This is a genomic window from Paenibacillus sp. DS2015 (assembly GCF_050433705.1).
GTDB lineage: Bacteria > Bacillota > Bacilli > Paenibacillales > Paenibacillaceae > Paenibacillus_AQ.
Genome location: NZ_JBNPWS010000052.1, coordinates 1 through 15,265, shown reverse-complemented (window position 1 = coordinate 15,265; position 15,265 = coordinate 1). Strand labels below are relative to the sequence as shown.

Sequence of the window (15,265 nt, the reverse complement as noted above, 5' to 3'; positions counted from 1 at the left end):
TTTCTGCTCATATGTTCACGATCGTGGTAGCCTTCATACCGTCGTTATGAAGGCCTTTTTTTCGGGCAACTGCGCAACCAATCCAAAGTGTTATCGGATGTCGGTCCCTCTTCGAAACCTTTTTCATATAGTATTTAAACTCTACCAATTACTGTTTCTTACCGACAGCAATCCATCTTCTATCTACATCTTCAAATACAAATTCCTTATTGTTATAATCTGTTGTTGCTAAAGGTCTTATAATCTTAACCCCTAGCTTCTTAAAATCTTTCTCCATCTCCTCTTGATTATCCGTTATAAAATAAGCATCATATCCGTATCCATGTATCTCTCGATTAGGTACTATATCTTCTTTATTTGATCTTGTTAAAACGGATCTCTATTTGATCCATATACAGACAAATATGTGGTTCAAATGATTCAAGATAACTTACTGGTCTAAAGCCAATATGTTCATAAAACTCTGCTGTCTTTTTCATATCTGAGCTTGGAAAAATCTGAAGCAAATTAGTAAACCCTCTAGTAACCATATATCTCATCCCTTCTTGTAAGGTCCAATTCTAAATAGTCATTCAAGTATCCATTTTGTTGAATCTCCTGCCCAGTTCTATGTTCTAAGAAGAACCGTCCTTACATTCGTTGGACGGTCCTATCCGATTCCGACTGTGATATACTTGGATACCCAACCCCAACACCTTACCTCTGTGAAGCGAGCGTAAGCCCGATTTCCTTCGTCTGTCCGTCCCATGAGACATCAAACCCCAGCACTTCGCTGATGAAACGGAAAGGCAGCATAGTACGGTTGCCGGATACAAACGGGGCGCTATCCAGATTTCGTTCTTCTCCGTTTACGAGAACCTTGGTATGTCCGATCATCAACTCCAGCTTGGTCTGGGCGGTACTCACCTCCACTTTATTCGTGCTGCTGTGCCAATACACGGCTCCACCGACAGCCTCCGTCAAGAAGCGGACAGGCAGGTAGGCTTGACCTTCGCGCAACACGGGTGTCGTATCATAACCGGGATCGATCTCGAATGTCTCGCCGTTCAGCGTGAACGAAGGTTCACCGATCCGAAGGGCTAACCGGCTTTCTGCGGAAAACGGATTGATCACCTTCTTATCACTATAGAGCACCATATAATCGATAATGATTTCCGCTGCTTCGGGACGCATATCCATGTTCAAACGATCATCAAAAGCAACGGGTGCAACATTCTTCCATACCCCCTGCCATGTCGACGTCAACATCTGGTTTTGAGACTTGACGATCGCATGGATCATCGCTGCGGTAAAGCTATCCTTCATACTCTTTTTAGCGTTTCGTAGCAACTCTTCTGCACTTGCCGTATCAAAGTAATCATCCATCGCAAGCAAGTACCCGATTACGAAAAGCTCGTCTCCTCGCAACACCGACAAATCGAGATCCGAGTATTCTTTGCCTTTAGCATAATGTACAAATGCTTCGGTCCTTCCTTTCCGCTCGCCTTCCCAACCGATCGCATTTATGACGGCAGCGCGGATATCCAGGGGTGCGGATTCATCAGCCAAATATTCGGCTAATTCCTTCGTCACTTCACCAACTTCGTTCGCCGTTTGAACGATAGGCTCATCTAGATAAGCCTTATAGAACCCCGTTGACGTGACTGGTGAATCTGCAACCGCTGATTGGATCGGTACCCACACGGACACAACCACCAGCAGGACCATCATGAAGATAACCTTTCTTTTCCCCATTCACAACACTCCCCATCATTCATTTCATTTCATTTACATTATATAAGAAAATCGGCAAAGAATATTGCTCTGACATTCCTCATATCTGTAAACCCAAACTTTATTCGTTGCTTGGCTCGCCTTCCACTGTTAGAATTATTTTATTGAATATCTCTATTTGTAGCTTCTATTACAATCTCTCCTTCACCTGAAGGTACTTCAAATCCATTAAGAAAAGAAGTTAATATTTTCTCTGTAATCGTAAATGCAGCATTTGCGTCAAATCTCTTACTTCGTAGGCGAAGCCGTTCACGTAATTCGTTTGGTTGAACTTTCAAATAAATAAGTTTCCACTCTCCACTCGCCTCTTCTATAAGATTCTTATATTCAATTCTTTTTTCCCGTTGCCAAAAACTAAAATCAATCACTACATTACGTTTTTCTTTCAATAGAATCATTAATTCATTGCGCAACTTAATCTCTGCTTCTACTTTGAATTGCTCATACATTTCAGTTGAATAATCAATCCCATACCGCCCCTTTGTAGCCCATATTTCTTCATCAATGGAGAGACGTACAAAACCATCTTTCTCTAACTGCTGAGCAAAAGTAGTTTTACCAGAACCCGCTACGCCACACATCATTACTACCACTGGAACAGTTGGATCTTTCTGTAGAATCTTATCTTTGATTTCAGAGTTCTCATACATCAATATTCTCCTTTCATATTTGGGTTTTCTATGCTGTCTATATTTACTTTTGTTTTGCGCTGATTTCCGATAAATTTCTGGTATTCGCGATGCTCCACCACCCTAAGGACCTAAGGTCCGGCCACGATCTGGTTGAGTCGTGCGGGTGTGTCCGGCTGAATCTACTTTCCTGCTTATGCAAATTCATCAACGAATCTATTTGTGATATAGGTTTCTTCGGGTTTCACTTTTATAATCCATACAAAAAATGAAAAAATGCACATCGCTAGATAGAGTGAATATAGCTTCCAGAATAATTCATTCGGATCTTGTTTATTATGATATCCTTTTATCTGGTTCTGCATTGTTCAATTTTGTATGCAATTTCACCCTTCTTCCATTTAAAAATTGTTCGGAACTAAGTAAGTGCCTACGCTATCCTTGTCTTTCTTACACATGGTTTAATCACTTCAATTTTAATCCTTTTAAAAATAGTTCCATTATCTCATTTGAGATACTAATTGCTTCTGATCTGCTAGTAGCTGGTACTGTTATCATTTGGCCATTTTCTGCACTCCAAACCTCACTTTCATTATCATTTAATTGATTTCGATCTGAAACTAAAATAGTTACCTTACTGAAATCGTTATTTATCACTAGTGATCCATATTGATAAATACCCGTACTCTCTGTTCCACCATCACTACTTCTGTATACAAAATACGGATAGCTTATAGCACCCCACCCATCACTTGTTATTGGTATTTCTAGTTTTCTCTGATCTAATGGAACAGGTATTTCTTCATCCTCTATATCTATAGTTCCTTTAAATCTTCTTTCGCCAGAAATACTTTTGTACAACTTTCCTTCAATATTTACATTTACAAGTTTCACTGACTCTAAATGCTCAGTTCCTAATCTATATATTATACCTTGTGCGTTTATTTTAACTTCCTTGGGATATAAATTGATTACAATAACAATTGCTAAGGCTATTAGAATTATTATGATAGAAATAAATGTCAGTTTCTTCAATGTGATCTCCTTTTTTTACTCAGTTTTCATATAACGTTTGGCATTCCTGACGTTCAAGCGGCTTATGTGACTGTAAGGAATGGGTCACCCCCTTCTCTTCCCTAGTTATCTGGCTTCTAACATGTATAGCATCTGGAGCAATACTACCTAATAAAAGACTTCGTGTAGGATTATCTTCATACAGAATATTGGATATTGCAAAATGAACCATTGGCCAAGGCACTTCTATTCCTCCTCAAATTAATCTTCAAAATATATGACTTTGCCAGAGACTCAGTTAACGTTCTTGTATCTACGAACCCGAGAGGCTTAAGGGAGCGCATGCGACCGTGTCCGACAGTCTCGCAGGGTTATTCGCTGATACAACTTCTCTGCTATCACTCCTTGCGAACGAATGGTGTAAACCACCGCTTAGATACGTTGTTAGATGAAGTATCTGTCTTCTTGCGATACCTACACTTCAATAATTCCTTGCACTTCATTCATATGGATAGTCAATTTGTTTCTTTATGATTTCAGTTGCATCCTTGTTTACAAAAAGCACGACGTCGTCCATTCACCCTAAACATTTAGACCGATCAGCTGACCGGATGCGGTTGGGTGAATGATGTGTCCCGGCATATACTCCTTCGACTTATCTTCCGGGAGAGGGGGCTTGTCCGCCGATGAGTGAACATATTGTTATTTGATTTCCCATTTTCTCGAAGTATCCACAATATAATTTATTGTTATTCTTCAAGTTCCAGTTTCTCATTATTATAAAGATAGTAATATTTCTTATTAGGCTCATAGTACACTTCGAATTTTTGATTCTCTGGATTAAATAAAACAGATTGAGCATTTATTGATACATTTATATTTGCAACAACAATTTTATCTTTTAAAGCTCGATAAATACTTGTTTCCGGAATTGTTCCAATAGTACTTACTATTTCATTTACATTATCATTGTCTAGATCAATTTCATTGACATTTCCTTCAATAACTAAAAGTGGAGTTATCGATTCCCCATCAACTTCCAAATAAATTGATCTTACGAAATTAGCACCAGGAATTCCCGAAATCCTTATCAAGTCTTTTCCAAAAGCATTCGATTCTACTATTACTAGTAAATCATTTGGTGTTATACTCATTGAGACTGGACCTATTGAGTGGAGTATATTGTCAATATAAACACCACCATAAATTTCTCCTTCAGTATCTAACTTAAATAAAACTGTTTTATACCCATTAACTGTTTTTTCCATAATTGTTTCAAAACTCGACTCTATTAGGTGAAAACTAATATCAGATTTTGCAGGTTCAAAGTTCAGTTCTTGGAATGTTTCTGATAGATGCTTCTCATTACACGCTGTAAGAATCAATACAATCAATAACATTGATAAATACTTTTTCATAATCATTCTCCCTTATTTCATTTCTCCTGGGTTTCGCATAACGTTGATCTATTCACGACGTCCTATCACCTACGTCTGAACGACTTAAGGACCGTAGGTCCGTGTGGCTCTACCACTTCGCCGGTTGGATGTGTCACCTGATTTAACTTCTCTGATATCTCTCTTGGCGATCAAGGGCGAACACCCGCAGTAGAAATGCGTTGTTATACGACGGAATCTTGAGTTACTTACAACATCTTCTTATGTCTGTACCAATATGTATATATTTCTTGATATCCGAGTCTCTCATATAATTTTATAGCCGGTACATTGCTTTTCACTACCTGTAAATAACTGTGAGTTGCTCCATTTACCTTTGCCCACTTTAAAATATGCAATATGAGTTCTCTAGCATAGCCTCGATTTCTATATCTACTATCTGTGACGATATCATAAAGTCCAACATAATTTTGTTCAATCACTCCGCCCCCACAAGCAACTGGTACCGATTTATCATACAATGTAAAGAACCCCTTCTTTAGATATGACCCTGAAAATAACTCTTTTGTAATTTCAGCATTAGAATCTGAAAGGTTATTAAAATCACTCAAGATGTCTATCCATTCGTTATTAATTTCAGTTTTCATATTTACACTGTTTGTTACGGGTTCCTCAATCTCTGATAAATCAACTAACTGTACACTTGTAGGGTCTACAACATCATAACCCAACTCGTCTAAAATACTGTCTATGTTGCTTGGTATAACAAAAGGAGTTACTTTAAAGATCGTATCCAATCCGACACTTGTGTAAATAGATTCACAGTTCAGAATCTTCTCTTGAATATTCTGCTCACTAGCATCATAAATAGGGTTTATAGAATTAGACCTTTTAGTAAATCCGTTGGCGAAACGCAAGAGCCACCCTTCATATACAAAGTTCTGTAATGCTGGCCAAGCATTCAGAGAAAATTCTTCAATTTTCTTATTCATGAATTACACCACCATTTTCAGTATGTAAATATGTATTTATTTGAGTTTAAATTCAAAGCTTCGGTCTATGAATTAGTATTGTGAAAAAATATAGCAATTTCTTTATACCATACTTTTCTTTAGCTTTAGTTATCATTACATTCAATAAGATCCCTACCGTACCACCACCTCTATATTTTGGTGATACAATTACATTTCCTAACCAACAAGTATCCTCTTCAATGCTATATAAATTAGCATAAGCAACTATATCGCCCGTGAATTTCTGAACTATAACTGTCGGTTCAAATCTATTCTCAAGTAGTTCAATTATTTGATTGGGGGTTAAAGGGAATTTAAATCTTGGACTTACATAAAATAATTCCTGCAGATTGCGGAAACCTACAAATTTCTTCTAAGTCTTCATTGGATAAGGATCTATAGGAGTAACTGGTTTTCATCTCCTTTGTGATTGCAGACGGTTTTCACTAACGGTACGTATTTCTGACGTTCAAGCAGCGTAAGTGACTATAGGGAACGGATCGTCAGACTTAGCTGGTTGAATGTATCGCCTGAATTAACCCCATCAACTTATCTTTTTACTTCGTTTCCTATTCTTCATTCCTTATTTAAATAGAATCGAATTATATCAAGCGCGAATTACGATTCAGTCTTATAATTCCCATTTCAATTTTCTTCCGCCAATAACATGGTAATGGACATGCAATAATTCCTGTTCAGCATCAGGTCCATTATTAATAATGACTCTAAATCCGGATTCTTCAATATTTAAATACTTAGCAACCTTCTGTATACCTTGGTGTATCCTGAAAATACATTCTTTTTCCTCTTCTGTCATAAGTAACATATTTTCAAAATGTTTTTTAGGAGCTACCACGGCATGAGCATCCGTAGCCGGATAAGGATCTCGAAAGCAGATAACGTATTCATTCTCGTAAATCATTTCTACTGATTGTTGGCCAGAAACGACACGGCACAAAATGCAAGATTGGTTTCCCATGATTAACCCCTTTCTACACTTCATTTTCGCTGAATTTGCTTACTTTTTTCTTCCAATGACATAACGCCAATCAATTATTATGTTCTGTTCTCCATTGGTCTTCCCCATTCCAGGTAAATCAAAGTAAATACACTTCCAAGGTGTATTAATGGTTTGGAAGATAGGTTACATGTACCCTTTCATCAGTCTATGGTCCGGACCCCATCCATGAATCATTACAATCGGCGTACCTTCACCATAATCTTCATAATAAATATTTACATCCCTAACTCTATATTGCATATCTCATTCTCTCCTTTGTTAGTTTTCACCTGCTATCTCTTTATATTTTTCAACAATCTATGATTTCGGGCTAACGTTATTGTGTTCACGACGTCCTACCACCTAAGGGCGGCCGCGATGCGGTTAGGTGCTAGGATGTGTCCGGCTGATTTGCTTTCAGTTACTGAGTTTCTCCAGTCGAATCGGCTTCCCTACTTCTACCGGCCGAGGGCCGAATTGCCCGAAGCGTAAACATGATGGTGTTGAACTAAACCGCTATGCGGTCTCCATACTCTGTGTGAAGCGTACGCGTGTAAACACAGTTACGAGAGTTACCTGAATTTACGCCAATACGGTCATATTTTTTATAGTCTAGAAATGTAGTGAGTTCCGTTTCTAGCAAATGATTCATGGTAGTCTCTAAGTGATTACGAAATACCTCTGTGACATCTTGCTTCGTGACTAGAACTTGAACTAAATCTGTTGTAAAATGATTCATAGGGAAGTCCTCTTTTCTGTGAATTGTGTTGTGGTGACTTAATTCTACAAGAAAAGGGCTTCCTTTTTCTATTTATCTATTGACACATAATATTTTACGCTCTCAAAACTTTAACTTTGACAAAATGGTTCGAATCACGCCCTCACCGTCTTGGATAACCAAAAAAACACTTAAAGAACGTGGGCGTTTCCCCTATTCCTTGAGGTGTCTTTAACTGAGCCTACTTGCGATTAATTTATCTTTTTCCAATTTTGATCTTCCCAACAACACGCACCATAAGCCGCATCCTTAATTGGCAATATCAGCTTGGATTGCGGGTAGCTCTGTGCAAGCCGACGCTCCAATGCTGCATGGATAAAACGAGATCGCTGCAACATACTTCCCGCAATGGTAGCAGGTGTGTCCCAGAAATCACTTCCTCGACTTTACTTCCGGGACCGAGGCGGCTTGTCCGCCTATGCGTGAACAAATTGTAGCTGATGTTACTGCCTCCTTAGAGTTCGCCCGTAATTTCATTATTCAATATTTTCATTATTCTTTAAACGCAACCAGATTAAGAAGAGTATTAATAAAGTTATAAAGTGAAAACAACAAACTAGAAAAACTGTTTCTATGTTCATACCTTTGCCTAGAATCTCTCCTTTATATGGTACAAACTCGCTTTTTTCTCGATCCAATATATGATCATATATTGGAGAACAACCTGCACCATCAAAAGTTAGATAATTCAGGTACTCACCACCAATTTCTATTACTTTCCGATTACCCTCAATAATTGATTCTTTAATATGTCATGATCAATAATTTGAATTACCACTGGCGCGAGCATAAGTAGTAATATTATTAGAGAGAAGATGCCGTATCTTCTTGAACTCTTCATCGATTCCCCCAAAACATTCTGCAGTCATTTCAGCTAACGTTTGGCATTCCTGACGTTCAAGCAGCTTAAGTGACCGAAGGGGACGGGTCGTCAGACTTAGCTGGTTGAATGTGTCGCCTGACTAATCTTCTAAGAAATCCCCCCTTGGCAATCAAGGGCGAATGCCCGCAGTAGGCATGTGGTGTTATCGGATGTCAGCGTCTTCTTTGAAATATCCCTCAACTTTAGTTATCTTTAACTATTGTGTCCGGTTATCTTAACTCTTTGCGAATAAAGGTAATTGCATACGCAGACTTTTTTTATCAACCTTATCCACGGCAGTTCGAGGGAGAGTATCGAGAATAAATATCTTGGTCGGCCATTTATACCGTGCAAGGCTAGGTTCGCAGAACACCCACAACTGTTCCAGTTCTAAGCTACCGTCGTCTCGCAGAACTATACAAGCAACGAGTTCCTCCCCTTCTCCGGGTAGTGGAAGTCCAATAATAGCCACTTCTGCAACCTGTTCATTTGCCATGATCACTTGTTCCACTTCAGGACAGAACACGTTAGAACCACCTACGATGACCATATCCTTCATACGGTCTAATACATATAGATAACCGTCAGCATCTAGACAACCCACGTCACCTGTTCGAATCCATCCCTCGCTCATTGTTTCACTAGAAGTCTCTGGTTGACGCCAATACCCTACCATCGTTTGAGCACCACGAACAACAATTTCGCCAGACTCATTTTCTACTGCCTCACGTCCCTCAGCGGTGATAATTCGAACCTGAAAGGCTTTTTCTCCCTGGGCGGATAGGTCGGCAGGACGACCTACTGATCTAAGACGAATCGGATCATCTATATGATGTATTGGTATTAGTCGACTGATCGCCATCCCACATTCTGCTTGTGAATAGTTGTTGACGATTAACGCTCCTGGGAACTGTGCAACCGCACTCTCTAGAGTATCCGGTGAGATGACGGAGCCACCACAACCAATTATCTTGAGGCTTTGCAAGTCTCTTCCGGTAGCGGAAACCTCGCTGGTCAGGTCACGAAGCAATTGTCCGACCGTGCTGAGGTGCGTAATCTGTTCGCGTTCCATTGCCTCAACTATACGCTGAACGTTAGCCGGATATTCATCGAGAAAGACCAGACATCCCCCTGCTGCCATGGTTGCCCACAGTTGAAATTGCCCGACTAGGTGCGATAGGTTAAGCACTAGCACTCGACGTCCAATATCATATCCGAACCCAGCGGAAGGAGTAAATTGATTCCAGGCTGCCATTCCACGATGCGAATGCATTACCCCCTTTGGTCTCCCTGTTGTTCCTCCTGTATAAATAAGTACGGCTGTATCATCAATTTTATGGTCACACATGCCAATTGGTGGTGATGTAAGATCCTTTTTTAAAAGAGATCTCAACGAATTAGAACTCGAACCTTCTTCAGTAGCAAACAGTGTCGGAGAGCTCGAGAGAAATTTTACAGCGGAGTAAACAGTTTCGGCGTGACGATTGTCATGGATTAGGAAGTTCGGTTCAGCGTCATCAAGAATAGCTGCAATTTCTGGAGGGCTTAGCAACGGTGAAATCGCAGCTGGTATGACACCAATCCCAACCGCAGCATAGAGCGCAACAACCATTTGGGGATCAGGATCCCCGAGAATAGCAAGTCGATCTCCTGGCCGGAGACCCTCGACATAGAGGGCACTCCCGAGCTTTTCAGCAAGACGATGAAGCTCCCCATAAGTAATAGACTGCCCATATCGTAAAAGTGCTGGCGCATCAGAAAACAAACTTGCTGCCAATGGTAGCCGTTCGAATAAAAACAATTCACCGCCCCCTTAATCTGGTATGTTAACTAGGATTAGAGATAGTGTACCATATTATTGAAAATAATAGGCATAACACTTTTTATTACCTTCATAAGCTCACCTAATAAATCACTGAACTAATCTCCCTCTATGAAGAAAGCATTAGCTCTCATTTCCTCCTGTTTTCTTAAGTTTTCATAGCATCATTGGTATTTGAGCATTTGAATATTGGAATAGGGATGAATTAAAGGTTAATTATGGATATATGGAGAAAAAACGATCCTTATCTTCTTAACCACTCGTATCCAAAAAGTGGAAATTGTTGTAGTTATGGTTGCACTGATGGATGTCCACATATCTCATGGAGGTCTACCCTCCCAAATCTCACAGAGTCTTCGCTCTAAAATTCCTTCGTCCAACCTTACCATGATGTGGATGTCAGTTATGCTGCCCGACAGGATCTTTGTCCGTATTATAGTTGTTTTACTGACTAATCCGTGCTTCAAATGTAGTTACCTGCTACTTACTTTAAGAATTCAAAAGAAACCTAAGCTACTCTCTTTAGTTCTGCCATATGGGGAATATCCCTTAGCATATGCTCTTCACTGAATTCACATTGCTTCTTACCACTCGTAAACAGAATCCGTATAAGCTTATTGCATATTGCGATCAGGGACTGCATTTTCTTCATAGGATTATTTGAGCGTGTTGTAAAATATTGATGTAAAGCCTTGAATGCACTATTCTTAGCGACTAAAGGCATGGCTACTCGAAAGAGAAGCGCCCTGAGTGCTTTTCTCCCTCTCTTTGTAATCTTTGTTTGTCCCTTATGCTTTCCAGACGTATTCTCCCTCAGACTCAGCCCAGCTAATTTTATGATCTGCTTGGGATGAGAGTAATAACTGAGGTCTCCTACCTCTGAAAAGAAGCCTGCAACCGTATCTCTACCAATACCCGTAATCGCTAACATTTGTTTAACACCTGGAATCTGTTCAAGTAAACCATCTATATTTGAATCCAGTTCTTCGAATCTATTATTTATGAGCTCATACTTATCTATTAACGTGCGTAGCTCTAATTTAGCCATTGTCGAACCCTCAAGAATGCCAATCGAATGACTTGCTGCTTCTTTGAGTTCAGATATTCTACTGAGTCCAACCGCACGGCTAACAGCTTTTCTGAGATGTGTTAAGATCTCATGATCGGAAATCTTGACTAATTCATGTGGTAATACATTTAGCTTTAAAAGCTGTAATGCCGACTTTCCTTCCCAGTCTTTAAATACGATAAGAAACTCAGGAAAGTAACGATCTAGCCAATTGTGGATTTGTCCTTGAACCGCTTGTAGGTCAACAGAAAGAAGATCGCGTATCTTTTTTGCCACTCGAAGTTCTGCGTACACTCCCTGTGGAATATTGGGTACAGCATATCTCCCATCTTTGACTAACTGTGCAATTACCCTAGCATCTTTCACATCATTTTTTGTAGGTGAATTGTCGTCTAGCTCCTTGCTTTTCTTTACATGCATCGGGTTTACTACGACAAATTGAATACGTTGATCTTTAAGAAAGTGAGCTAGATTAAGCCAGTAGTGACCTGTTGGTTCCATTCCTACATTCACTTTTTCCATCCCTTGATCTTTCATTAGTTGTTGAATCCAACCTAGAAAGTGATAGAAATCTGAGTTCGTATTTTCAAAATGGAAAGCCTTCTTGAACTCCTGCCCTCTAAAATCCTGCGCGCGTGCAACATGCTTGTACTTAGCGATATCTACGCCAACTATTAGCGTTTGAGAAGTGATTTGAGCTATCTTCTCATTTTGGTTATAATTCATATTATCTGCCTCCTGATATTCGAATTCGTCCCTTTTGCTGGCCAGCTAAGGACAATTCTTATGATATCAAGAGGTCTTTTATTGTTCAAACGTCATTCTTACTCATTACAGGAATGCTACCCGTTAGATGAATAGCTTCTAGGCACTAGATAATCAATGAATTATTGAGGGTTTTTATGGTGTTCGCTGATTTCCGATAACGTTCTTGTATTCACGACGACCCACCACCTTAAGGTCACGAAGTGACCGGCTGCGATGCGGTTAGGTGGTGCGGGTGTGTCCGGCTGATTATGCTTCCCTGCTACTGAAATACCTCTTCGAACTTTTACCGGACCGAGGGCCGAATGGCCCGATGCGTGAATATGTTGTTGGTATTCTCAGTTCATACCCGACTGGCTCGGGGATGAAATTTTTCTTTATACTGGAGGAAACACTGGGCTGAAAAACGCATGCTTTGTTGGGACATAGATCCCGTCGCATAAAGTGTTTTACGCGCTCGCCTTTTGTTCATACCCCGATTCAGCTGGTTGGGCCTTTGAGCCCGAATCACCGTGCCAACCTGTGGAGACCAAAAGTACTGGCCCCAGTGACTTTAAGGAGGTTATATGAATAAACCTGTCCTAAGTATCGATGTTGCTAAAGGTAAGAGTGTTGCCGCTGCCTTTCTCTCTTACCATGACTGTATGTACAAACCTTTCCCATTCTCTCATACCCATGACGACCTCAATCATCTCCTATCGATCTTGGAGCAGATGAAGCTAGCCACTGGTCAGGAACTTTTAGAAGCTATCGGCAATTATTCCAAACCTCTTGTTTCTTTCTTTTCTTCATATAGCTATCCAGCCTATATGGCGAGGCTCATCTGCGCTTTCGTGCTGTTCTTGATCTCCTTTTCCCGGGCTATGACAAGGCGTTTCACAAAGTCTGTAACCTTACTTCTCTTGAATTATTATCCCATCCGTGAAACAGCTAACAGCTTTTGCCGGGCTTGACTCAGTCTGTTCACGAATCAGGAACCTTCAAATCTAAAAAGAATCGAATATCTAAACGGGGCTCTTCCTACCTCCGAACAGCTCTTTACCAGGCTACCGTTTGTGCGATTTCCAGGCAAATTCATGGTCCAAGAAATTCGATTCTCTTTCAATTTTATCAGCAAAAACGTAATGAAGGCAAACCGGCAAAAGTCGCAATTGTTGCTACTTCTCATAAGTTTTTACGCATTATTTTTGGAATGTGGACGTCTGGTCAAGCTTTTAAAATGGGTTGAGTTCACAATTGGAAATTAACTTCCAATAGAACCTTCTCTACTGGTAGGTTTATTTAGGTACGTCTTTGTTTTATCTATGAAAAATATATTAATGATAGACTTGACTTTGATTAGCTGGTTTAGACGTAGGATCACACTTCTTTGAATAAACTATCAAAATATTCTCTCCAATAGTTCACCAACCAATCATTATATCTCGTATAGAGATGTCTTAATTTTTCCTTTGAGTTAGCATGTACAATGCACCCTCTGTCATCATACATATTGAACACCATTCCTTTATCTATGCTAACAAAATATATTCTTTGACCTATGGATGGTTCTCTTCCTTGCTCATAATAACTTATCCCTTTGAGTATTTCTCTATAAGGAATTGAAGAGCTGATCCCTGTTAAGACTTTGATTTGATATTCATTCTTTATTTCGATTGTATTTCCATCATCATCTTCGTCTTCATCTAAATCGAATAATGTGTCTTCTTCCATTTTAATTCCATTCAACAGTTCGTAAATATAGTCTGGAGTTGTATTGCCAAACATGGGGTCTTCTCTATTACCCCAATCTTTGATACATACATAAATTAAATCATTTTGATGAAAAATTTCTTCAAAGATAGTTACAACTCTTTGATTTACATATTTAAGTCTTCGATTTGAACCATTACGAAACGGTTCTCCTAGTTCAAATCTTAAATGAATATCACTTCCGAAGTTCGGGAAATTTGTATCAGTGTATTTGAGTAACTCTTGTATCATTTGACCTCCATTTTGGCTCTTAAAATTAATGTGATCTTTCGTCTAACGTTTGCGCATTACCGACGTCCAAGCGGCTTAAGGACCGTAGGTCCAGGTGGCTCTGCCACTTAGCTGGTTGGATGTGTCACCTGAATTTACTTCTATGAAAACTTCCTCCTGGTGACCAAGGGAGCATAGCGACCGCTGTGGTAATGCTATGTTGAACTAAACCGCTACGCGGTAGCTTTTTAAATCCTACAATCCTTACTGCCATTTTACCACGCTTTCCTTTATTATCTAGTAAAAAAAGGAAGGTGTGTTATCTATGCAAGATTGGATTCAATCCATGACGTTTTCAATGGAGTTACGAGGTTTTGCCAAAAGTACTCAAAGAATTTATTTAGCTCACATGATGCGTTTCTATTCATTTTGTGGTAAGCCTCCTGCATCCGTTGGGTACGATGAAGTTCGAGCTTTTCTTCATCATGCCATTAAAACGAAGAATCTAAGTTCTGCCTACGTGAATTCTGCTTATGGTGCCATCAAGTTTTATTACCAATCTGTGCTTTTTCGGGAATGGAATATGCTGCATGTTCCGAGAGTGAAGAAGAATTCTTTTCTCCCCACCATACTGACGTTTCAGGAAGTTTGCCAGATCCTCGATGCGACCCGCAATCTCAAGCACAAAGCCATTCTTACCACCATTTACTCGGCAGGTCTTCGCGTGAGCGAAGTCGCACATCTGCAATTGACAGACATTCACAGTCCAGACATGCGCCTCTTGGTTCGTCAAGCCAAAGGGGGTAAGGATCGTTACTCCATTTTATCCAGCCATAATCTTCTGCTACTTCGTCAATATTGGAAGGCTTATCGCCCTTCCCTTTGGCTTTTCCCAGGTGTCCCAGATACGAAGCCCATTTCAGTACGGAGTATTCAATCTGTTTTTAAAGATTCATTGCATGCTTCTGGAATCTCCAAGGATGTATCCGTACACACCTTGCGTCATTGCTTTGCAACCCACCTATTAAATCGCGGTGCTAGTATTCTGCAAATCAAAGAGCTTCTTGGTCATGCAGATATTCAAACGACTTCTATGTATCTACATCTGACCCATGCTCAAGTCCTCGGGTTGAAAAGCCCCTTAGATCTTCCTCTCGGAGGTGATCATCATGGTTGAGTTA

At 39.9% G+C, this 15,265-nt stretch carries 16 protein-coding genes and 1 pseudogene; 3 read left to right on the top strand and 14 right to left on the bottom strand.

Features of this window, described 5'->3' with window-relative positions:
* Positions 1-148: 148 nt before the first annotated feature.
* The 13 genes and pseudogenes from J2T13_RS25385 to J2T13_RS25325 form a co-directional block, all read right to left on the bottom strand.
* Positions 149-277, bottom strand: coding sequence for a hypothetical protein (locus J2T13_RS25385; RefSeq protein ID WP_429375402.1), 129 nt, complete (start codon positions 275-277; stop codon positions 149-151).
* A 419-nt stretch (positions 278-696) separates the two neighbouring features.
* Positions 697-1,734, bottom strand: coding sequence for a stalk domain-containing protein (locus J2T13_RS25380; RefSeq protein ID WP_429375401.1), 1,038 nt, complete (start codon positions 1,732-1,734; stop codon positions 697-699).
* A gap of 140 nt (positions 1,735-1,874) precedes the next feature.
* On the bottom strand, positions 1,875-2,423 hold the full coding sequence (locus J2T13_RS25375; RefSeq protein WP_429375400.1) for an AAA family ATPase: 549 nt from the start codon (positions 2,421-2,423) through the stop codon (positions 1,875-1,877).
* 444 nt (positions 2,424-2,867) lie between these two features.
* Positions 2,868-3,437: a hypothetical protein gene (locus J2T13_RS25370; protein ID WP_429375398.1), complete on the bottom strand. Its 570-nt coding sequence runs from the start codon at positions 3,435-3,437 to the stop codon at positions 2,868-2,870.
* Between the two features lie 19 nt (positions 3,438-3,456).
* On the bottom strand, positions 3,457-3,660 hold the full coding sequence (locus tag J2T13_RS25365) for a hypothetical protein (protein WP_429375396.1): 204 nt from the start codon (positions 3,658-3,660) through the stop codon (positions 3,457-3,459).
* Between the two features lie 505 nt (positions 3,661-4,165).
* On the bottom strand, positions 4,166-4,834 hold the full coding sequence (locus J2T13_RS25360) for a lipoprotein (RefSeq protein ID WP_429375395.1): 669 nt from the start codon (positions 4,832-4,834) through the stop codon (positions 4,166-4,168).
* A 227-nt stretch (positions 4,835-5,061) separates the two neighbouring features.
* Positions 5,062-5,805 carry a GNAT family N-acetyltransferase gene (locus J2T13_RS25355; protein WP_429375393.1) on the bottom strand — a complete coding sequence of 248 codons (744 nt, stop codon included), beginning with the start codon at positions 5,803-5,805 and terminating at the stop codon, positions 5,062-5,064.
* A gap of 52 nt (positions 5,806-5,857) precedes the next feature.
* Entirely contained in the window at positions 5,858-6,115 is a 258-nt protein-coding gene (locus J2T13_RS25350; RefSeq protein WP_429375404.1) for a GNAT family N-acetyltransferase, read from the bottom strand.
* Positions 6,116-6,457: 342 nt separating this feature from the next.
* On the bottom strand, positions 6,458-6,805 hold the full coding sequence (locus J2T13_RS25345; protein WP_429375391.1) for an HIT domain-containing protein: 348 nt from the start codon (positions 6,803-6,805) through the stop codon (positions 6,458-6,460).
* Positions 6,806-6,970: 165 nt separating this feature from the next.
* Positions 6,971-7,087 carry an alpha/beta fold hydrolase gene (locus J2T13_RS25340; RefSeq protein WP_429375390.1) on the bottom strand — a complete coding sequence of 39 codons (117 nt, stop codon included), beginning with the start codon at positions 7,085-7,087 and terminating at the stop codon, positions 6,971-6,973.
* A 262-nt stretch (positions 7,088-7,349) separates the two neighbouring features.
* Positions 7,350-7,565: pseudogene (locus J2T13_RS25335) on the bottom strand (transposase); the annotation flags it as partial.
* 1,136 nt (positions 7,566-8,701) lie between these two features.
* Positions 8,702-10,267, bottom strand: coding sequence for a class I adenylate-forming enzyme family protein (locus J2T13_RS25330; protein WP_429375388.1), 1,566 nt, complete (start codon positions 10,265-10,267; stop codon positions 8,702-8,704).
* 529 nt (positions 10,268-10,796) lie between these two features.
* Positions 10,797-12,083 (bottom strand): IS110 family transposase, encoded by a 1,287-nt coding sequence (locus tag J2T13_RS25325; protein ID WP_429375387.1) that lies wholly within the window; start codon positions 12,081-12,083, stop codon positions 10,797-10,799.
* Positions 12,084-12,688: 605 nt separating this feature from the next.
* On the opposite strand from J2T13_RS25325, the gene J2T13_RS25320 reads away from it, so the two are divergent.
* Together J2T13_RS25320 and J2T13_RS25315 are read left to right on the top strand one after the other, a co-directional pair.
* Positions 12,689-13,075 carry a hypothetical protein gene (locus tag J2T13_RS25320; protein WP_429375386.1) on the top strand — a complete coding sequence of 129 codons (387 nt, stop codon included), beginning with the start codon at positions 12,689-12,691 and terminating at the stop codon, positions 13,073-13,075.
* Complete coding sequence (locus J2T13_RS25315) at positions 13,063-13,350, top strand: transposase (RefSeq protein ID WP_429375384.1); 288 nt, start codon at positions 13,063-13,065, stop codon at positions 13,348-13,350. The genes J2T13_RS25320 and J2T13_RS25315 overlap by 13 nt, the downstream gene beginning before the upstream one ends.
* 131 nt (positions 13,351-13,481) lie before the next feature.
* Here the strand turns inward: J2T13_RS25315 and J2T13_RS25310 are convergent, their stop codons facing one another.
* On the bottom strand, positions 13,482-14,105 hold the full coding sequence (locus J2T13_RS25310; RefSeq protein ID WP_429375382.1) for a DUF3885 domain-containing protein: 624 nt from the start codon (positions 14,103-14,105) through the stop codon (positions 13,482-13,484).
* A gap of 304 nt (positions 14,106-14,409) precedes the next feature.
* Between J2T13_RS25310 and J2T13_RS25305 the strand changes: the two genes are divergently transcribed.
* Positions 14,410-15,261, top strand: coding sequence for a tyrosine-type recombinase/integrase (locus J2T13_RS25305; RefSeq protein WP_429375381.1), 852 nt, complete (start codon positions 14,410-14,412; stop codon positions 15,259-15,261).
* Positions 15,262-15,265: the final 4 nt, after the last annotated feature.